The organism is Burkholderia latens (assembly GCF_001718795.1).
Lineage (GTDB): Bacteria > Pseudomonadota > Gammaproteobacteria > Burkholderiales > Burkholderiaceae > Burkholderia > Burkholderia latens_A.
Window position 1 is genome coordinate 1,852,457 of sequence record NZ_CP013438.1, and the last position, 20,583, is coordinate 1,873,039.

The 20,583-nt window shown below is 66.7% G+C and carries 16 protein-coding genes and 1 pseudogene; 7 read left to right on the forward strand and 10 right to left on the reverse strand.

Translation table 11 applies throughout. The features are described 5' to 3' along the window. Positions 1-141: 141 nt before the first annotated feature. From WK25_RS27535 to WK25_RS27550, 5 genes and pseudogenes are all read left to right on the forward strand, one after another. On the forward strand, positions 142-1,932 hold the full coding sequence (locus WK25_RS27535) for a SulP family inorganic anion transporter (RefSeq protein WP_083253097.1): 1,791 nt from the start codon (positions 142-144) through the stop codon (positions 1,930-1,932). Positions 1,933-1,954: 22 nt separating this feature from the next. Beyond that, the gene (locus WK25_RS27540; RefSeq protein ID WP_069243281.1) at positions 1,955-3,481 is read left to right on the forward strand and encodes a CYTH and CHAD domain-containing protein; all 1,527 of its coding nucleotides are present in this window, start codon (positions 1,955-1,957) and stop codon (positions 3,479-3,481) included. Between the two features lie 260 nt (positions 3,482-3,741). After that, positions 3,742-4,686 carry a GlxA family transcriptional regulator gene (locus tag WK25_RS27545; RefSeq protein ID WP_069243282.1) on the forward strand — a complete coding sequence of 315 codons (945 nt, stop codon included), beginning with the start codon at positions 3,742-3,744 and terminating at the stop codon, positions 4,684-4,686. Between the two features lie 2 nt (positions 4,687-4,688). Continuing rightward, positions 4,689-4,863 (forward strand): annotated as a pseudogene (locus WK25_RS31520) (M20/M25/M40 family metallo-hydrolase); the annotation flags it as partial. A 127-nt stretch (positions 4,864-4,990) separates the two neighbouring features. Then, a complete protein-coding gene (locus tag WK25_RS27550; protein WP_069243283.1) occupies positions 4,991-5,359 on the forward strand; it encodes a YbjQ family protein in 369 nt (122 codons plus the stop codon). 139 nt (positions 5,360-5,498) lie between these two features. Here the strand turns inward: WK25_RS27550 and WK25_RS27555 are convergent, their stop codons facing one another. From WK25_RS27555 to betC, 4 genes are all read right to left on the reverse strand, one after another. Next, on the reverse strand, positions 5,499-6,749 hold the full coding sequence (locus tag WK25_RS27555; protein ID WP_069243284.1) for an MFS transporter: 1,251 nt from the start codon (positions 6,747-6,749) through the stop codon (positions 5,499-5,501). Between the two features lie 198 nt (positions 6,750-6,947). Next, entirely contained in the window at positions 6,948-8,087 is a 1,140-nt protein-coding gene (locus WK25_RS27560) for a porin (RefSeq protein ID WP_069243285.1), read from the reverse strand. A gap of 254 nt (positions 8,088-8,341) precedes the next feature. Beyond that, positions 8,342-9,313 (reverse strand): choline ABC transporter substrate-binding protein, encoded by a 972-nt coding sequence (gene choX / locus WK25_RS27565; RefSeq protein ID WP_040140798.1) that lies wholly within the window; start codon positions 9,311-9,313, stop codon positions 8,342-8,344. A gap of 45 nt (positions 9,314-9,358) precedes the next feature. Further along, the gene (betC, locus tag WK25_RS27570) at positions 9,359-10,894 is read right to left on the reverse strand and encodes a choline-sulfatase (protein WP_069243569.1); all 1,536 of its coding nucleotides are present in this window, start codon (positions 10,892-10,894) and stop codon (positions 9,359-9,361) included. A gap of 200 nt (positions 10,895-11,094) precedes the next feature. Between betC and WK25_RS27575 the strand changes: the two genes are divergently transcribed. Together WK25_RS27575 and purU are read left to right on the forward strand one after the other, a co-directional pair. Beyond that, positions 11,095-12,021: a choline sulfate utilization transcriptional regulator gene (locus WK25_RS27575; protein ID WP_083253098.1), complete on the forward strand. Its 927-nt coding sequence runs from the start codon at positions 11,095-11,097 to the stop codon at positions 12,019-12,021. Positions 12,022-12,250: 229 nt separating this feature from the next. Continuing rightward, the gene (gene purU / locus WK25_RS27580; protein ID WP_040140800.1) at positions 12,251-13,135 is read left to right on the forward strand and encodes a formyltetrahydrofolate deformylase; all 885 of its coding nucleotides are present in this window, start codon (positions 12,251-12,253) and stop codon (positions 13,133-13,135) included. A 137-nt stretch (positions 13,136-13,272) separates the two neighbouring features. On the opposite strand, the gene WK25_RS27585 is transcribed toward purU, so the two are convergent. The 6 genes from WK25_RS27585 to WK25_RS27610 form a co-directional block, all read right to left on the reverse strand. Further along, positions 13,273-14,928: an APC family permease gene (locus WK25_RS27585; protein WP_069243287.1), complete on the reverse strand. Its 1,656-nt coding sequence runs from the start codon at positions 14,926-14,928 to the stop codon at positions 13,273-13,275. A 225-nt stretch (positions 14,929-15,153) separates the two neighbouring features. Further along, entirely contained in the window at positions 15,154-16,017 is an 864-nt protein-coding gene (locus tag WK25_RS27590) for a glycine betaine ABC transporter substrate-binding protein (protein ID WP_040140802.1), read from the reverse strand. Positions 16,018-16,150: 133 nt separating this feature from the next. Next, the gene (locus WK25_RS27595; RefSeq protein ID WP_040140803.1) at positions 16,151-17,299 is read right to left on the reverse strand and encodes a hybrid-cluster NAD(P)-dependent oxidoreductase; all 1,149 of its coding nucleotides are present in this window, start codon (positions 17,297-17,299) and stop codon (positions 16,151-16,153) included. Between the two features lie 36 nt (positions 17,300-17,335). Next, positions 17,336-18,577, reverse strand: coding sequence for an aromatic ring-hydroxylating oxygenase subunit alpha (locus WK25_RS27600; RefSeq protein WP_040138598.1), 1,242 nt, complete (start codon positions 18,575-18,577; stop codon positions 17,336-17,338). A gap of 52 nt (positions 18,578-18,629) precedes the next feature. After that, positions 18,630-19,415, reverse strand: a complete 786-nt coding sequence (locus WK25_RS27605) for an electron transfer flavoprotein subunit beta/FixA family protein (protein WP_040138599.1) — start codon at positions 19,413-19,415, stop codon at positions 18,630-18,632. Further along, positions 19,412-20,581 carry an electron transfer flavoprotein subunit alpha/FixB family protein gene (locus WK25_RS27610; RefSeq protein WP_040138600.1) on the reverse strand — a complete coding sequence of 390 codons (1,170 nt, stop codon included), beginning with the start codon at positions 20,579-20,581 and terminating at the stop codon, positions 19,412-19,414. The genes WK25_RS27605 and WK25_RS27610 overlap by 4 nt, the downstream gene beginning before the upstream one ends. Positions 20,582-20,583: the final 2 nt, after the last annotated feature.

Here is a 20,583-nt window from a genome sequence, read left to right on the forward strand (position 1 = left end):
GACGCGCGCCGGAGGCAACGCCGGCGCGCCGATACGCAACATCGTGAAACCGGCCTTGCCCTGCGGCGACACGGGAACATAATCTTTAACGATACCGGCGGACATGGCGACCGTTTCCGCCGGGTTCCCTGACGTCCTGCGATGAACATCAAAAGCCGTGCCCGCCCGCACACGGCCCGACCGACCCGCCAGCCCGATGCCGGCCCGCTGCGGTGGATCAACGGACTCGCCGCGGTGCGCACCTATCGCTTGGCGTGGCTGCCGCACGACTTGCTGGCCGGCGTCACGCTCAGCGCCGTGCTCGTGCCCGCGGGCATGGCGTACGCGAACGCAGCGGGACTGCCCGCCGCCAGTGGCCTCTATGCGTCGTTTGCCGCGATGCTTGCGTATGCGCTCTTCGGTCCGAGCCGTATCCTCGTGCTCGGCCCCGACTCCGCGCTCGTCGCGCTGATCGCCGCCAGCATCACGCCGCTCGCTCGCGGCGATGCCGCGCATGCGCTGGCCCTTGCCGGCGCACTAGCGGTACTCACGGGCTCCATCTGCATCGCGGTCGGCGCGCTCAGGCTCGGCTTCGTCACCGAGCTGCTGTCGCTGCCGATTCGGTACGGTTTTCTGAACGGCATCATGCTGACGATCAGCATCGGGCAGTTGCCCAAGCTTCTCGGGTACAAGGGTGGCGGCGAATCGTTCATCGAGCAGGTGCGCGCCGTGGTCGATGGCATCGCGGCATCGAACGTGAACGCAACGTCATTCGCACTCGGTGGCGCGTCGCTCGTGCTGATACTCGCATGCAAACGGCTCTGCCCCAGGGTGCCGGGCGTGCTGCTCGCCGTGGCGGGCGCGACGGCTGCGGTGATGTGGTTCGACCTGGCGACGCGCGCGGGTGTCGCGACCGTCGGCGCGGTCCCGCAAGGTCTGCCTGTGCCGCGGATACCGGACGTGAGCGTCGACGACTGGCTGCATCTCGCGGGAAGCGCGGCGGCGATCGCGCTCGTTTCGTTCACGGATATCAGCGTGCTGTCCCGTGCCTACGAATTGCGCAACGACGCAAGCGTGGACCGCAATCACGAATGCGTCGCGCTCGGGCTGGCGAACCTCGCAGCCGGTTTGGTGCAAGGGTTCGCCGTGAGCGCCAGCGGCTCCCGCACGCCCGTCGCGGAAGCAGCAGGCGCAAAGACGCAGGCGACGGGCGTGGTCGCCGCCGCCGTCGTTGCCGCGCTGCTGCTGTTCGCACCGCGTGCGCTGGCGCACACGCCGCAATCCGTGCTGGCCGCCGTCGTGATCGCCGCATGCGTGAACATGATCGAAGTGCGCGGCGTCGTGCGGCTTTACCGGCTGCGCAAAAGCGAGTTCGTGCAGGCCTTGGCGTGCTTCGTCGGCGTGGCGACCGTCGGGGTCGTGAACGGTATTGCCCTGGCATTACTGCTCACCGTGCTGTCGTTTCTATGGCGTGCATGGCGGCCGTACGCAGCCGTGCTCGGGCGCGTCGACGGCAGGAAGGGTTATCACGACGTGTCGCGTCATCCGGACGCGCGTCGCGTGCCCGGGCTCGTACTGCTGCGCTGGGATGCGCCGCTGTTTTTCGCGAACGGGGAAATTTTTCGGGAACGCGTGTTGCGTGCGGTCGACGCGTCGCCGGAGCCGGCACGCTGGATCGTCATCGCAGCGGAGCCCGTGACCGACATCGATCTGACGGCCGCCGACGTACTCGAACGGCTGCATCGCGAACTTGCCGCGCGGCAGGTGAAGCTCGTGTTCGCCGAGCTGAAAGGCCCGGTCAAGGACAGTCTGAAGCGTTACGGGATGTACAGCATGTTCGGCGACGACAACTTCTTTCCGACGATCGGCGAAGCGGTAGGCCGGTATGTGGAAATACATCGAATCGACTGGCACGACTGGGAAGACGCCCGCGGACCGGGCGCAGGCCGATAGTCGGCGACCCTTCGGAGGCGGTATGGAACGAGAGCTGAAGCTGCGGGTTTCCGTCGACGATCTCGACAAGTTGCGCCACGCACCGTTGCTCGCGCACGCGAATGGCGCCCGCGCGCGTCAACAGCTGACGAGCACGTACTTCGACACCGCCGCGCTGGCGTTTCACAAATGTGCGGCTTCCCTGCGCGTACGCGCGGTCGGCAACGAGCGGATCCAGACGTTGAAACTGGAAGGGTCGCCGCAGGCGGGCCTGTTCGACCGGGACGAATTCGAGATGCCCGTCGATGGCGACGCGCCCGATCTGACACTGCTGCGAGACAAGCTCCCTGACGACACCGACTGCGGTCGCCTCGTTCGCGACGAAGCCACCGCGCCCGATCTTCGCCCTGTATTCGTCACGCGAATCAAGCGGACCGTTTTACCGCTGCGTCTGCCGTCCGGAGACGAGGTCGAGGTCGCGCTCGACAAGGGGACGGTCGACGCGAACGCGAGTTCGCTTCCGATCGCCGCGGTCGAACTGGAGCTGAAACGGGGCCGCGCTGAAAACCTGTACGGCATCGCACTGGAATTGCTCGACGTCGTGCCATTGCGTATCGATCATGAAAGCAAGGCCGATCTCGGCTACGGACTCCTCGTCGCCGAGCATCAACCGGCCGTCAACGCGCAACCGGTGCAACTGACGCGGGATGACTCGATTGAAGACGCCTTCTGCCGGATCGTGCGCAACTGCCTGGACCAGATCCACGCGAACGAGCGCGGTGTCGAGTCCGGCCATGATCCGTCGAGCGTTCATCAGATGCGGGTGGGGCTTCGTCGGCTGCGCTCGGCGCTCGACCTGTTCGAGAAAGCGATTCCGGCGTTTCCCGGCCTCGATCACGAGCTGCGCTGGATCGCCGGCGAGCTCGGCGCCGCGCGTGACTGGGAAGTGCTTGCGGGAACGACGCTCGACCACGCCGGCACGAATGGCAACCAGGACGAGATCCGTCCCGTCCGCCACGCGTGCCAGCGTATTGCGATCACGAATCGTCAGCGCGCGGCTGCCGCGGTGCAGTCGGTTCGCTACACGCGGCTCGCGTTGCGGCTCGCGTCATGGTTGAACCGGAAGGGCTGGCGCGACGGGATGTCCGACGAACAGCGCGCTGCGCTCGTGCAGCCGGCGCGTCCGTTTGCCCGCGACGTGCTGCGTCGCCGGCACCGGAAACTAATCAAACGCGGCAAACGGCTCGCCGATCTCGACGATCACCGTCGTCACCGTGCACGCATCGCGGCCAAGAAAGTGCGGTACGCCACCGAATTTTTCGCGTCGCTGTGCAGCAAGCAAGCCGTCCGCGCGTATGTCGGCGCGCTGACCGGGCTTCAGGACGATCTGGGCTGGCGCAACGATGCCGTGGTCGCGGATCGGCTTCTGAAGGCACTCCCTCGTACATCGGCCGAAGCCGCGCCGGGCGCTGGCTTCGCTCGCGGCTTTCTCGCCGCGCGTGCCGCGTCCGATCATCAGACGCTGAAGAAGCTGTGGAGCCGCTTCAAACGGCTGTCGCCGCCACGCTGAGTCGTCGCGATGCCTGTCCGCGTGCACGATCGATTGCGTCGTGCGTTGGCGATGCGGTCGCCACGCGCGGGAACGCATCTACGATGCAGGCCGTGCTCGTGCGGCTGCGCGCCAGACGGCACGCACCGCAAAAACGCGCTAAGCGCGCACAAAACCCGCGATAATCCCGTGCTGAACCCGCGACTGCGGCGAGCCGGTCAGGCGCGCGCCGCGGACCGCTCGCTGCGGCGCGACGACCACCCGATTCGACCCACGCTCCGATGCCCGAGGATTTTCATTTCCTGTTGCTGCCCGGCTTTTCCGCGCTCGGCTTCATGTCAGCGGTCGAACCGTTGCGCGTCGCGAACCGGTTCCGCACCGAGCTGTACCGCTGGCATGTGATCAGTGCGGACGGCGCGCCCGTCGCCGCGAGCAACGGCATTCCGGTCGCGGCGGAAGCCGCATGCGCGGACGTCGAACGGGTCGAGACGGTGTTCGTCGTCGCGGGCTTCGATCCGCTCGTGTGCTACGACCGTCCGCTCGCCGACTGGCTGCGCCGCCAGAACCGGCATCGCGCGACGCTCGGCGGTATCGACACCGGCAGCTTCGTGCTCGCGGAAGCCGGGCTGTTCGACGCGTCGCAAACGCTCACGCTGCACTGGGAGGCGCTCGCCGCGTTCCGCGAACGCTACCCGGCCCTGAACGCAACGCAGGAGCTGTTCGAGATCGACGACCGCCGCATCACGTGCGCGGGCGGCACCGCGTCGATCGACATGATGCTGGACCTGATCGGCCGGCGGCACGGCGCCGATCTCGCGGCGGCGATTTCCGAGCAATTCGTCGTGAGCCGCATCCGGCAGCGGTCGGACAGCCAGCGGCTCGAGATCGCCGCGCGCTACGGCGTGCACAACCGCAAGCTGATTCAGGTCATCGGCACGATGCAGCGGCACATGGAGACGCCGCTCGGCTCCGACGCGCTCGCGCAGGAGGTATCGATCACGCGCCGCCAGCTCGAGCGGCTGTTCAGCGCGACGCTGAACGACACGCCGACGCACTTCTACCTGAACCTGCGGCTCGATCGCGCACGCGAGCTGCTGCAGCAGACCGACATGAGCATCACGTCGGTGTGCGTCGCGTGCGGCTTCGAATCGCCGTCGCATTTCTCGCGCACGTATCGTTCGCGTTTCGGCGTGAGCCCGCGCAGCGACCGACGCGCGACGCGCTGAACGACACCCGCTCGCCCGGCGCGGATGACGATGCATCGGGCATCGCGATGCCTGACCGAAGCGCTGCGCGTGCTGCTCGCGAACCGCTACAAGCCGAAGCGGACGATCGAGTTCGTCGGGTACGAAGCCGAGGAAGCCGGCCTGCTCGCGTCGCGCGTATGCGGCCGACCTCGGCGGCGACGGCGGCGCGACGGTCAAGCACTGAGCGGCCGCGGCCGGCTCGCGCCGCAGCGCACCGGACGGGCGCGGCTCCCGTTCCGGATAGAATCGTCGTTCGTTCAATCCCGCCTCACGGTGCCCCGCCATGACCGACCTTTCCCGCTCTACCGGCGATCTCTCACCCGAGCGCGTGACGACCGCGTTCGACCTGCCCGGCCACACGACCGTGCGCTTGCTCGGCGTCGCGCAAGGCATCATCGTACGGTCGCGTTCGATCGTCGGCTCGTTCGGCGCGTCGCTGCAGACCATCTTCGGCGGCAACATCACGCTGTATACGTCGCTGTGCGAGAAAGCACGCCAGCAGGCATTCGACAAGATGCTCGCCGATGCACGCAAGCTCGGCGCAAATGCGGTCGTCGCGATGCGTTACGACTCGACCGAGATCGGCGCGGGCGTCACGGAAGTCATCTGCTACGGCACGGCCGTGCAGGTTGCGCCGAACGGCGGCATCTGATCGGCAGGCGCGCCCTCGAGCGTATCGACGGGCCGTATCCCGCCGATGTGCCGTCGGGAATTCAATTGAAAAAGGCAGCTTGAAGCGATTCGCCCGAACAAGGCTGCGACTCGCGAATGCCCGGATTAACGACGGCGATTCAATGATCGCGATCGAGCGACGTCATGTTTCGCAACGTCGGGAACAGGCGCATCCACGTCAGCGCGACGGCGATCGTCGCCGCGCCGCCAACGACGATCGCGGCCGGCGCGCCCCACCACGCGGCCGTTACGCCCGATTCGAATTCGCCGAGCTGGTTCGACGTGCCGATGAACAGCGAGTTGACCGCGCTCACGCGGCCGAGCATGTCGTCGGGCGTGCGCAACTGCACGAACGACAGGCGCACGACGACACTCACCACGTCCGCCGCCCCGAACGCCGCCAGCGCGACAAGCGACAGCACGAAATTGCGCGACAGCCCGAATACGATCGTCGCGATCCCGAACGCGATCACGCCGCCGAACATCGCCCGGCCGGGCCTGCCCTTCAGCGGGAAGCGCGTGAGCCAGAGCGTGCCCGCGAGCGCACCGGCGGCTGGCGCGGCGCGCAGCGCGCCGAGGCCCCACGGCCCGACCTGCAGGATGTCGCGCGCATAGATGGGCAGCAGCGCGGTCGCGCCGCCGAACAACACGGCGAACAGGTCGAGCGACAGCGCACCGAGGATCGCCGGCTCGCGCCGGATGAACGCGATGCCGGAAAACACCGAACGCAGTGTGACCGGTTCGCGCGCGGGCGGCGCACTGCGCAGCGGAATCGTGCCGCTCAGCAGCGCAGCGATCGCGAACGCGACGACGCTTGTGCCGAATGCGACCGGCGCGCCGACGCCGTACAGCACGCCGCCGAATGCGGGGCCGAGAATCTGCGCGGCCTGGTTCGCGGACGTCGACAGCGCGGTCGCGCGCGGCAGGTCGCCGCGCGGCACGACAGCCGGCAGCAGCGACGACACCGACGGCGATTCGAACGCGCGCGCGGTGCCGACGATCGCCGCCAGCGCATACACGCCCGGTGCCGTGAGTCCGCCTTTCGCCGCGCCGAGCAGAAACACGCCGGCGGCCAGTGCCTCGACGCTCTGGCAAATCGTCGCGATGCGGCGACGGTCGTAACGGTCCGCCACCTGGCCGACGACGAGCGTCAGCACGAACATCGGCACGAACTGCGCGAGCCCGACGAGCCCGAGCGCGAACGCGCTGTGCGTGAGCGCATACACATACCAGCCGATTGCGACCGACAGGATCTGGAACGCGAGCGACGACATCACGCGCGTGCCCCAGAAGCGCTGGAACGGTGCGTGACGGAACAGGTTGACGGGTAACGGCGCCGGCGAGGCGGATTCGGGTAACGGGGCGGTCATCGGGAGAGACGTGATCGGACGAGGCCCGCGATCGGCGAGACGCGGATGCGGCCAAAGCGCGATGATAGCGTCAACCGCCGGAACGCTGCCGGATACCCGCTCGCGCGCGGCATCGCGCCGCGCAAAAAAAAAGCGCGAACCGCGGTTCGCGCCAAAGAGAGACCTCGCTGAAGACGTAGAACGATCCGGCCGCCGTGCTCAGAACGAATGCCGCATCCCGATCCGCACATCGGCCTGCGTTTGCGTCGTCGACGGCGTAAAGCTGTAGCCGATCACCGCATCGACACCCTGCGACGCGCGCAGGTAATCGCCGGAGATGTACACGTCGGTGCGCTTCGACAGCAGGTAGTGCAGGCCGGCCGTGCCCTGGTTCCAGTGATGCCCTTCGAAGCGCGTGTGTTGGTAGCCCGCGATGAAACTGAGCGCCGGCGTGAATTGATACAGGCCGCCGCCTTCGTACACCTGCATGTGCGACGACTGGCCGAAGCCCTTGATCGTCGTGTACGAGTAGTTCGCATCGAGCGTGAGCTTGCCGATCGTGTAACTCGTGCCGATGCCGAACGTGCCCTGGCTGTCGACATCCATCGCGGTGTTCGAGAACAGGTCGGTGCGCGCGCCCGTCGCCGAATCGACGGTCACGGTCTGCTGGCCGAGGAACGTGTGCGTGCCGATCATCGCGTAAGGATCGAACGCATAAATGCCGTTCGGGTTGTTCAGGCGCGTGTACGCGGCGCCAATCGAGAAGTCGCCCTTCGTGAAGCTCGCGCCCGCGCTCCACGCGCTGTTGCGGTGGAAGTTGCCGGCGACGTTGCCGAACGAGTACATCGCGCCGAACTTGAAGCCGTTCAGGTCGTTCGACAGGAATTTCACCGAGTTCGGCAGGCGGTCGCCGTTGAAGCGGTCGAAGTCGCCCTGGTGGATTGCGTAGCCGCTGCCCCATGCCGAGATGTTGTAGATCGACACGAGCTCGTTGGTAATGTCCAGCTGGTTGCCGAACGACAGCGTGCCCCAGTCGTTCTGCAGGCCGACATAAGCCTGACGCCCAAATTCCGCGCCGCCGAAGCCGAGCTGCCCGTTGCCGAGGTGGAAGCCGCTCTCGAGCGTAAACACCGCTTTCAGGCCGCCGCCAAGGTCCTCCGTGCCCTTCAGGCCGAAGCGGTTGCCGTACGCGATGCCGTCGTCGAACTTGACCACGTGCGAGCCGCCGGTATTGTTCACGTACGTGATGCCCGCGTCGATGATCCCGTACAGCGTCACGCTGCTCTGCGCATGACCGATGGCGGGAATACAGGCCGCGCAAGCGAGCGCGGCAGCTACGGCAACTTTCTTTTGCTTCATTGTCGACTACCCCCTGAACCGTTCGATGGAAAGAACCGTGGCTCGGCGCGCGACGCAATACGCCGGCTGATTCGAATTCGGTACATCCGCTGGCTCCGGCATTTCGTTTTCCGCAATAACGCAGCCATTGGCGAAAAATACAAACCCATATTTCAGGTCACCCGTCTGAAGGCGACACCAAATGGTCTTGATGCGACGGGTCGGGAAAACACGGAGACGGGCGGCGCGGCAAAAACTGGCCGCCCGGACGGGGATCAACGGGCGTCGAGGGCCGCGCGCACGGCGGGCAGCGCCGGTGTGCCGGACGCCGTCGTCACGCCGTCGAGCCAGCCCGCGACGAGCGCCGGGTCGGCCTTCAGCACGCGCTGCGCGGCGACCGCGGGCGACGTCTTGTTGTCGAGCATGTCGGCGATCATCCGGTTCTCGACGTCGACGGAGAAGGTCATCTGCCGGAACAGGCGTGCGAGGTTCGCGCACTGCCCGGCAAAGCCCGCGCGCGCGACCGTGTTGACCGTCGCGCCGCCGTAGTTCGGCCCGAAATACGCGTCGCCGCCCGACAGATACGTCAGATGGAACTTGGTGTTCATCAGATGCGGCTCCCACGCAAGAAACACGATCCAGCGCTTGTCGCGCACCGCGCGTTCGACCTGCGTGAGCATCCCCGTTTCGCTCGATTCGACGAGCGACCAGTTCGCGGCGCCAAGCGCATGATCGGACAGCATCCGCTTGATGTTCTGGTTCGCCGGCGCGCCGGGCTCGATCCCGTAGATCTTGTCGCCGAAACGGTCCGCGTAGCGCGCGAGATCGGCGAACGTGTGCACGCCGGCCGCCGCGACGTAGTCGGGCACCGCGAGCGTAAACTTCGCGCCGCTGAGGTTCGCGTGCAGCACGTCGATCGACTTCTCGTCGACGAACGGCTTCACGAGCGGCGCCTGCGCGGGCATCCAGTTGCCGAGGAACACGTCGACCTGCCCTTTCTTCAAGCCCTGGTATGTGATCGGCACCGACAGGTTCGCGACGTCCTGCCGGTAGCCGAGCGCCTTCAGCACGACGCCTGCCATCGCGTTCGTCGCGTCGATGTCGGTCCAGCCGGGCGCCGCCATCTTCACGTCGCGACATGTCTGCGGATCGGCGGCGCGTGCGGGCTGCTGCATCGCCAACACACACGCGGCCACGGCCAGCGCCGTGCCGAAACTGCGGTTTGCTGCATGGATTTGCCGTTTCATGGTCTGCTTCCTCCGTCGTTCGTCAATGTCCGCGATGCGGATCGTTCAGCGCCCGACGCGCGGAAAGCGCGCCATCGCTTCGAGCGTATCGAGTTCGATGTGATTGCGCATGTAGCGCTGGCTCGCATCGGTGAACGGCTGCCAGTCCCACGCGTGGATGCGGCCCTGCGTCGTCGCCGCGTAGTGGAAGCGGCGACGACGCTGGCTCGCGCGCACCCGTGCGTCGAGCTCCGGCAGGTTCCAGCGTTGCACGGCTTCCGCGCGAAATGCAGCCAGCACGTCGGCGGCTTCCGGCAAGCCGGCCAGGTTCGTACGCTCGCGCGGATCGTCGGCGAGGTTGTAGAGCTGATCGGGATCCGCCGGACAATGCACGAACTTCCAGTCGCCGCGGCGAATCATCACGATCGGTGCGATCGCCCCTTCCGCGAGATATTCGCCGAGCGCGACGTGGTGCGCGGGCGTGCCGTGCAGATGCGGAACGAGGCTCGCGCCGTCGACCGGGTCCGGCCAGCCGCCGGCCGGCGCCACGCCTGCGAGGTCGGCGAGCGTCGGCAGCAGGTCGACGTGCGACACCGGCGCGCGCACGCGTGCGGCGTCGAAGCGGCCCGGCGCGTGCACGATCAGCGGCACGCGGCAGCCGCCTTCGAAGAACGTCATCTTGTACCAGAGCCCGCGCTCGCCGAGCATGTCGCCATGGTCGGACGTGACGATCACGATCGTGTCGTCGGCGAATCCGCATTGCTCGAGCGCGGCCAGCACGCTGCCGAACTGCGCGTCGACGTAGGACGTCGCGCCATAGTATGCGCGGCGCGCGGCGCGAATCTGCGCGTCCGTAGGCGGCGTGCGGTCGTTCTCGCAGACGAAGCGCAGCCGCTGCGAATGCGGGTCGCTGTCCGCAGCCGCGAGCCGCACGGCCGGCATGTCGATCTCGTCGTCCCTGTACAGATCCCAGTACTCGCGCGTAATCGCGTACGGATCGTGCGGATGCGTGAGCGACACGACCATGCAGAACGGCCGTTCGTCGTGCCCCGCCGCACGCTCGCGCGCGACGTCGTACAGCTTCTGCTTCGCCGCGAACGTCACTTCATCGTCGAAGTCGAGCTGATTCGTGCGCACGCACGGGCCGGCCTCGAGCACCGAGCTCATGTTGTGATACCAGCTTGGCCGCTCGGCCGGATGGTCCCAGTCGGGCACCCAGCCGAAGTCGGCCGGATAGATGTCGGTCGTGAGCCGCTCCTCGAAGCCGTGCAGTTGGTCCGGGCCGCAGAAGTGCATCTTGCCGGACAGCATCGTCCGATAGCCGCCGGCGCGCAGGTAGTGTGCGAAGGTCAGCGTTTGCGCGGGCAATTCGGCGGCGTTATCGTAGGCGCCGATACCCGACGGCAGCTTGCCGGTCAGCAGCGAGAAACGCGACGGCGCGCACAGCGGGCTCGCGCAGTAGGCGGCGTCGAACACCACGCCTTGCGTCGCGAGGCGGTCGAGCGTCGGCGTGCGCGCGACGCGGTTGCCGTATGCCGGCAGCGCGAACGGCGTCAGCTGGTCGGCCATCAGGATCAGAATGTTGGGAGTCGGGTTCGTCATCGCGGTCGTGGAGAAATCGGTGTTCGAACGGAGCGGCGCGGCGCTTCGGCGGCGCCGCAACCGGCATGACGGACGCGGCGTGCAGAAAGTGCCGCGCGCACGTTCCGCGACTGGCAGAATCGCGGAAAGGCGGCACCACCATCGTGCCGTCCGATGCACTATCGCCCGCCCGAATTCGTGCGGGAAGGCGTCCGGCCCTTATGGGGCCATTAGAGAGACTTATGTCGAAACCCGAAGCGTTACCGTCGATGCAGGCGCTGCGCGCGTTCGAATCGGCTGCGCGCCTGCAGAGCTTCACCGCCGCCGCCCGCGAGCTCGGCTCCACGCAGCCGGCCGTGAGCCAGCAGGTGTTCCAGCTCGAGGTGGAGCTCGGCGTGCCGCTGTTCGAGCGCAGCCCGCGCGGTGTCACGCTGACGAGCGACGGCCAATGCCTGTACGAAGCGGTGCGGGTGAGCCTCGACACGCTGCGCGGCGCCACCGCGACGCTGCGCGCGCGCCGCGAGCAGGGCACGCTGACGATCGTCACGGATTTCGGCTTCGCGACCTACTGGCTGATGCCGCGCCTCGCGGGCCTGAAGCGCGTGATGCCGGATGTGGACGTGCGGGTCGTCACATCGCAGGATTACGACGCGCAGCGCGACCACGCGGACATCGCGATCCTGTTCGGCGACGGTCACTGGCCGTCATGCACGGCAGCACGCCTCTTTCCCGAATCGGTCACGCCCGTGTGCTCCCCTACGTTCCGCGACGCGCATCCGCACGTCGCACGGCCCGACGATCTGCACGCGCTGCCGCTGCTGCACGTGCAGCCGACGCGCCCCGAGCGCTGGCTGTCGTGGGCGGCCTGGTTCGACGCGCACGGCCTCGACGCGGCGGCCGCCGCGCGCGGTGTGACGTTCAACAGCTATGCGCTGGTGATCCATGCGGCGCTGCTCGGCGAGGGTGTCGCGCTCGGCTGGTCGCCGCTCGTCGACGAGCTCGTCGCATCCGGGCAGCTCCTGAAGCTCGTCGATGCACCCGTCGTCACGTCGCGCGGCTACTTTCTCGTGCGGCCGCCGCAGCGGCCCGAGCCGGACGCGACGCACGTGTTCCGGCGCTGGTTGCTCGACGCGTGCGCGTCGGTGTAACGCGCCGTTCCGCCGCAAGCGCGAACGCGCGCGCCATCGCGGCGCGACCGGCGCGCTGACGCGCCGCGCGAGCCCCATCGCGCTGGCGCGCCGATACCAGCCACACGGCGCGTTGGTTCTATCCGCGCCCATATCGTCCTGATTTACTTGAGGCTCCCGCGGCCCGTGCCGTGCGGCGCCATGGTGCGCCGCCGCATCGGTCCGCGCCCCATGACATCCGAGGAATCTCATGACCGCCGACTCACGCCCCGATCAATTCGTCCTGACGCTGTCGTGCCCGAGCGCGGCCGGCCAGGTCGCCGCCGTCGTCGGCTTTCTCGAGCGCCATCGCTGCTACGTCGATGCGCTGAATGTGTTCGACGACGATCTCAGCAACCATTTCTTCGTGCGCTGCGTGTTTCATCCGACGGACGAAACATTGCAGATCGACGCGCTGCGCCAGGAGTTCGGGCCGATCGCGGCTGCGCTGGCCGGCGGCGCAGGCGACACGCAATGGGCGATTCACGACGTGAACGCGCGTCCGAAGGTGCTGATCATGGTGTCGAAGCTCGAGCATTGCCTCGCGGACTTGCTGTTCCGCTGGCGGATGGGCGAGCTGAAGATGGACATCGTCGGGATCGTGTCGAATCATCCGGACTTCGAACCGCTCGCTGCGCAGCACGGGCTGCCGTTCCGCCATTTCCCGATCACGGCCGACACGAAGGCCCAGCAGGAAGCGCAGTGGCTCGACTTCTTCGAATCGAGCGGCGCCGAGCTCGTGATCCTTGCGCGCTACATGCAGGTGCTGTCGCAGGAAACCAGCGCGAAGCTCGCGAACCGGGCGATCAACATCCATCACTCGTTCCTGCCGGGCTTCAAGGGCGCGAAGCCGTATCATCAGGCGCATGCGCGCGGCGTCAAGCTGATCGGCGCGACCGCGCACTTCGTGACCGACGATCTCGACGAAGGCCCGATCATCGAGCAGGTGGTCGAGCGCGTCGACCATGCGCTGCGGCCCGAGCAACTGCTGGCGGTCGGACGCGACGTAGAATGCATCACGCTCGCGCGCGCGGTGAAGGCATTCATCGAGCGCCGTGTGTTCCTGAACGGCGACCGCACCGTGGTGTTTCCGTAAGCGCCCGCGTTCGGCGGAACGCGAACAAAAAAAGGCCGGCAATCAGCCGGCCGTTTTTTTGTGCAGTCGTTGGCCGCTTCGCGCGACGGCCCGGGTGCGGTATCCGGGTGGCCGCGCGAAGCGTCGTCCGCGTGCTTCTATTTCACCCACGCGAAGTAGTACGACAGCCAGATCGTGAGCGCCGCGCCGACCAGCGCCGCGTACGGCATCAGGTTCAGCCACATCGCGCGCTTCGGCACTTCGAGTTCCATGTCGCGCTGCATCTGAGCGGGGAAGCGGCCGCGATCCTGCCAGTAGTGGCGATACAGGAATACCGGCACGATCAGCAGCATCGCGATCAGCCCGTTGCGCAGCGTGCCTTCGCCCTGCAGGTTCGCGCCCGCGCCGACATAAACGAGGTTCGCGTAGCCGCAGATCGAACCGGCGACGAGCAGCCACGTCGGGCAGCGGAACGGCCGCTCCCAGTTGCCGCGATCCATCCGGTGGATCCAGCCCGACTGCAGGTTCAGGAATACGAACAGCATGTAGCAGACGTTCGAGATCGACAGCACCGTCATGTAGTCCGACATCATCAGCAACACGAGGTTGAAGCCGAGATCGGTCCACATCGCGCGCGTCGGCGAGCCGTGCTCGTTCACGTGCGACAGGTACTTCGGCAGCCATCCGTCGACCGATGCCTGATACAACGTGCGCGACGAGCCCATCATCGACGTCATCACGATCAGCAGGATCGACAGCATCAGCATCACGACGACAGCGTTCGCGACCCATGCGCCGCCGCCGACGATTTTCGCCATCGCGGCCGCAACGCCGGTGCCGTCGCCGATCGCCGGATCGAGCATTGCCTGCGTGCCGAGCGCACCCTGGAATGCCATCGGCACCAGCGTCATCACGACCAGACACAGCGCACCGGACCAGAAGATCGCCTTCGCGGTGTCGCGTCGCGGATCGCGGAATTCGCGCGTGTAGCAGACGGCCGTCTCGAAGCCATACGACGCCCAGCCGGCCATGAACATCGCGCCGAGCGCCATCGTGACGCCCTGCCCGTTCCACGAGCCGAACGTCGCGGCCGTCACGTTGCCTTGGGCATCGTGACCGAGCGGCAGCAGCGGCAGCAGATTCGACATCGGCACGTCGCCGGTGACGAACGGCACGATGCCGACGATCAGGAGCGGTGTCAGCGATGCAATGCCGAGAATGCGCTGCGTGCGCGCTGCCTTCGACGCGCCACTGTGCTGAAGCTTGAACGTGATGAGAAGCAGAATCGTCGCGACGATGAACGTCGCGTTGATTCGCAGCGACAGACCTGGCTTGATGAAACCGAGATCCGCCACCCTGAACTGCCAGTGCAGCACCGCCGCATTGGCGGGAAAGAGACTCGTGAGTGCGTAGCTCGCCGCGAGGCCGCAGCCGAGCGCGAGCATCGGCGACCATGCGAGCCAGTTGCACCACACGGAAACCGGGGCAATCAGCTTGCTGTAACGGACCCAGCCGATCGCGCCATACACCGACGCGCCGCCCGATTTATGGGGAAATAGCCCCGATATTTCCGCATAAGTCGCGCTTTGAATTAGCCCCATCGTGATCGCGGCGATCCAGATCGCCCACGCGGGCTGGCCGATCGTCGTGCATACGCCGCCGATCGTGAACAGCACGCCTGCCGGCACACCGCTCGTTACCCAAAAAGCGTCTTTCCAGGTCAGGCCACGATGCAGCGTGTGGCCCGTCGAATCATGTGAGATGGTTGCCTCAACGTCACTGGTGCGATTCGCACGCAGTCCTGCCTGACTCATCCAATTCCTCCTCTCGTTCAGCGTCAGCGCTACAGCGCTTACTCTGGTCCGATACAAAGCAGATGACTCCGCACAAGGGCGCTAGTGTAACAACTTACGCGCATTTTTGCAGAATCAGCAAAAGAAAACCGGGATCTGGCTGCATGAATTCACGATTGTTTCGGATTCCTGCATGCCATTCCCGGCGTGTTGTTGTGTTGATTCTCGCGACGATTCGCCGCGGTGTTACTGCGCGCCTTCAGTCCACGAATTCACGCGGTCCGCATGCGCGGCAATCCATGCATCCGCTGCCGCTTCCGGCTTCGAGCCGTTCTGGATCGCCAGCATCACGCTGTCGATTTCACCCGGCTTCCACTGGAACTTCTTCAGGAACGCAACGACCGGCTTCGCCTTCGTTTCGAGCTGCGGATTGACGACGCTGTCGACGTGCTCCGCACCGCCGAATACCTTCTTCGGATCGTCGAGGAAGCGCAGCTTCCACTTCGCGAACATCCAGTGCGGCGCCCACCCGGTCACGATGACCGGCTTGTTCGCGCCCACCGAGCGCGACAGCTCGGCCGTCATCGCACTGCCCGAGCTCGGCATCAGCGTGTAGCTCAGCCCGTAGTTCTTGATCGCCTCGTCGGTCTTGCGCATCACGCCGGCACCGGCGTCGATGCCGACGATCCGGCCGCCGAAGCTGCTCTTCTCGGCGTTCAGATCCTCGATGCTCTTCGCCTTCACGTAGTCGGGAACGATCAGGCCGATCTTCGCGTCCGGAAAGTTTGCGCCGACGTCGACGACCTTGCTCTTGTACTCGCTCCAGTACGAGCCGTGCGTGACCGGCAGCCATGCCGACAGCGTCGCGTCGAGGTCGCCGCGCGCGACGCCCTGCCACATGATCCCGGCAGCCACCGGCACGAGCTGGACCTGGTAACCGAGCTTCTTCTCGATCACGCGGGCCGCGACGTTCGACGTCGCGACGCTGTCGTCCCATCCTTCGACGTAACCGATTTTCAGCGTCGGTTTCGTATCGGCAAGCGCGGACGCGCTCAGTGCCACCATCGCCGACAGGGCACCACTCCATAGCATTTTTCCGAACAGTTTCATGGTCGATCTCCTTGATATGCGCACACCGCGCGATGTCTCTCTAGGTTCTTCAACCACAAATCCGCGGTATCGTTCTTTTCCGACGGATGCTTGTCCGAACGCGACGCGTCCGGACAGCCGGTGGCCTGCTGGACTACTTGTCGATCACCAGATCCGACAGCGGCTTGCTGCAGCACAGCAGCACCATCCCCTGATCGATCTCGCGCTGGCGGATACCGCCGTTGTGCTTCATCTCGACCTGCCCCGACACGAGCTTCACCTTGCAGGTGCCGCACATGCCCTGCGTGCACGATGCCGGCAGCCGCACGCCCGACTGGCGCGCCGCGTCGAGCACGTGCTGCTCGGAGCCGCAGGAAATTTCGCGGTTGCTCTTCGCGAAGCTGACCGTGTACTGCTTCGTCGCGACGTCGTCGCCGCCGGCAGCCGGCACGAGTTCGGCGAGCACCTCGTCGCTCGCGGTCTGCGCGAGCGTTTCGAACGAGAAGCTTTCCTCGTGATAACGCTTGCGGTCGAACCCGGCTTCGTCGAGCAGGTCGCGCACCGCCTTCATGTATGGCGCCGGGCCGCACGTGAAGATCTCGCGCTCCATGAAATCCGGTGCGATCAGCTTCAGCAGCGGCAGCGTCAGGAAGCCCGTGACGCCCGGCCAGTTCGTGCGCGCGCCGACGCGCTCGACGACGAACGACGTGCGGAAGTTCGCGTGATTCGACGCGATCAGGTCGAGCTCGCGCGCGAAGATGATGTCGTCCGGCGTGCGGGCGCTGTGCACGAACAGGATGTCGCGGTCTTCGGCGAGATCGTGGTGCGCACGGCTCATCGACATCAGCGGCGTGACACCCGAGCCTGCCGACAGGAACAGGTACTTGCGCGCCGGATGCCGAGCGCACGTGAATTCGCCGGCCGGGCCGAGCACGCGAACCGACGCGCCCGGCTGCAGGTTGTCGTGCAGCCAGTTCGATACCTTGCCGCCCGGCACGCGCTTCACCGTGATCGAGATCGTGTGCGGCCGTGCCGGCGACGACGAGATCGTGTAGCACCGGTTGATCGTCTCGCCGTCGATGTCGAGCTCGAGCGTGATGAACTGCCCGGGCTCGAACGAGAACGCGCGGCCTTGCGGCGAACGGAAGAAGAAGCTCTTCACGTCGTGGGTTTCCTGCCGGACGTGGCAGCACAGCAGCGTTTCCTCGACGTCGCTCGTCCAGCGCTCGGGAAGCGCGTTCCAGAACGCCGGGTGGGTGACCCGGCTGTCCGCCGGCTCGAAATTGGCCGCATCTCGCATCATGTGTAGCTCCGCTTCAGTGCTGGGTAGTGCCGGGTACTACGCGCCGGTTTGTGCGGCGAGCCGGCCGATGTACCAGGCCGAGAATTTTTCGACGAGACCTTCCGTGTACGGCGAATACGGGCCCGGTTCGTACGCGCTGCTGGTCGCGCCGCGCTGCGAGAATTCGACGAGCGCGCGATCCTGGTCGTTGGTCGCGTTCCACACGGCCGTCAGGTTCTTCACGTCGTAGTCGATGCCTTCCTTCGCGTCCTTGTGCACGAGCCACTTGGTGCGCACGAGCGTCTTGCCCGCCGACAGCGGAATCACCGAGAACGTCACGATGTGATCGCTCATGAAGTGGTGCCACGAGTTGGGCTGCGTCCAGAACGACAGGCCGCCGAGGTCGGCCTGATCGAACTTGCCGAGCAGCTTCTTCGACGCAACCTTCGCGTCGAGCGTCTGCGATTCGCCGCTGCGATCGAGCGGCAGGCGCTGCGTACGGAAGCCCGTCACGTCGAGCAGCTTTTCGATTTCGGCGGACGGCAGGCCCATCTCGGCCCACTCCTTGCCGCGGCGCACGCACGTTTCAGCGAACGCGTCCATGCCTTCGGCGTTCGCTTCGGAGCGCTGATAGCCGAAGCCGTATTCATACAGCGAGATCGTCAGCTCCGGATGGTTCGCGACGCAGTGATAGCACTCGCGGTTGTTCTCCATCGTGAGCTTCCAGTTGCCTTCCTCGATGATGTCGACCTGCGCGGCGATCTTCGTGTTCGGCAGATCGTGCGGCAGCAGATACGGCTCCATCTCGGCGCGCAGTTGCGCGAAGTCGGCCGGCGGTTCTTCCGCGAGGCACACGAAGATCAGGCCCGCGAGATTCTGCACGTGCACCGACTTCAGGCTGTGCTTGCAGCGGTCGAACTGCTCGCCCATGTGCTCGGCGAACATCAGCTGGCCCGTCAGGTTGTAGGTCCAGCTGTGGTACGGGCACACGATGTTGCCGACCGAGCCCTTGTCTTCGTTGCACAGGCGCGCGCCGCGGTGGCGGCACACGTTGTGGAACGCGCGGATTTCCATGTCGTCGTCGCGCACGATCAGGATCGAGTCGCTGCCCAGTTCGACGGTCACGTAGTCGCCCGGCTCCGGAATGTCCGGTTCAACCGCGACCTGGATCCAGTGCTGGCGGAAAATCGCCTCCATGTCGAGGGCGAAAATCTCCTCGCTCGTGTAGAACGGCGCCTCGAGGCTGTAGCCTGCCTTGCGGCGTTCGATCAGTGCACGAATGTCTGCCGATACTTTCATCGTTTGCTCCGGATTCCTTGCATCCCAGTGTGGTTGCCGACAGGCATCAAAATCAGTAGTCGATGAGCTGATGCTCGCGCAAATACGCGAGGATCACTTGTGCTTTTTCGACCGAACTCCCTTCATTTACGACGTTGCCGCCGCGGCTTTCGGTCGTCGTCGCGGACAGCATGCGTGCATGCCCGGAGCGCTTCTCGGCCGCGACCAGCTTTACGGGTTTACGCTCGATCGGCCCGACCTTCCACGCGGCCGCATCGGCATCCGCGCCGGTCGACGCGAGCGCCGGGCGGATCGCGCCGGCCCGCAGGCGCGCGTACGCGTAGCGCGGCGCCACGTTCGCGAGCGGATGGACCGCTACCACGGCCGGCAGAGCGGCGTCGACGCGCCGCCGCAGCCCTTTCGGCAAGAATTGCCGGACCGCCGCGCGGCCGCCGTCGACCGCCACGTCGACGGCCGAGCCGACGAGCGGATAGCCGAGCGCCGCGGCGACGCGATACGGCAGCATCCCGGTGTCGTACGCGCCCTCTGCGCGCGTGCCGGTCAGCACGAGGTCGTAGCCGTCGACGCGTGCGGCGATCGCGTGCACGGCATCGTCGCCGTCGCGGCAGGCCAGCACTTCGACCTGGCGCGCGCCGAGCGCAAGGTATTCGGCGAGCGCTTCATTCGCGGGGTCGCCCGCATGGATCACGTCGAGCTGCGCACGATGCCGCTCCGCGAGCTGGCGGCCGGCTTCGAGCGCGGCCGCGTCGTTGCGGCTGTAACGCGCGGCGCCGCTGACCGGGTGCCGGCCCACGGACACGAGCACCGCGATACGTTGCAACTGGCGAGGGGCGTTCATGCTGCGACTCCTTCCGTTTCACGGCTGCCGACAACAGCCGGCGATTGCCCGCGCGCCGCGCGCGCGGCCTGCACCTGTTCGATCAGCGCGGCGATCGTCGCCTGCGCGTCGCCCACCACCGTCAGGTTCGCGCGCTTCGCGATCGGCGCGCTGCCGTCGAGGTTCACCGCGATCACGTGGCGGCAGTCCTTGATCCCCTGCAAGTGCTGCACCGCGCCGGAGATGCCGAACGCGATGTACACGCTCGCTTCGACCGTCTTGCCGGTGGCGCCGACCTGCTTGTCGCGCGTGAAGTGACCGTTGTCGACCGCCACGCGGCTCGCGCCGATCGCCGCGCCGAATGCGCCGGCGAGCCGCTCGAACGCGGCGATGTCCGACACGCCGTTGCCCGCCGACACGATGAAGTCGGCCTCCTCCAGCGCGACCTGCGCCGCGTCGATTTCGTCGAGGCCGAGATCGCGGTACGGCTGCACCGCGCCGGCGGCCGGCCGGATGAAGTCGGCGGCCAGGCGTTCGCCCGCGCCGACGAACGGCAGCTTCGCCTCGACCGCGTTCTGCGCGAGCAGGATCACGTCCGGCAAGCCGCGCGTCGCGAATGCGCGCCCGGCGTGCGCGTATGCGCCGACATGCTTCGCGTCGATCTCGACCACGTGGGTCGCGACGCTCGCGCCGGCCGCCGCGGCATAACGCCGGCCGAGATCGCCGTCGCCGGTCGCGTTGTCGGGCACGAACACGTGCTTTGGCGCCAGCGCTGCCGCGCATGCCTGCAATGCCTGCAATTCGCTTTCGGGCGCGAACGCGCGGCGGTCGAAGCCCGCGAGCTCGATCAGCTTGTCGACGCCGAGTTCGGCGGCGTCATCCTTCAGCTCGCCGAATACCAGCAGCGCGACTTCCGTCTGCGCGTCGGCGAGTATCGCGGCGGCGGCAATTACCTGCCGCGCATGCTCGTCGAGCGCGCCGCGTTCGGCATGCGCGACCACCAGCATCACGTGCTTCGGGTCCTGCACCGCGCGGCGCGGCTTCGCGGCCGCGGCGCCGTGGCCGTGCGCGGCCCACTGCGCGGCGCTCGCATCGGCGCTGCCTTCCTCGCCGAGCGTGATGCGCTTGAGCCCGGCGGCCGTGATGATGAACGGCCGGCGCGGATCGATTCGTTTGATCGTGTTCATCG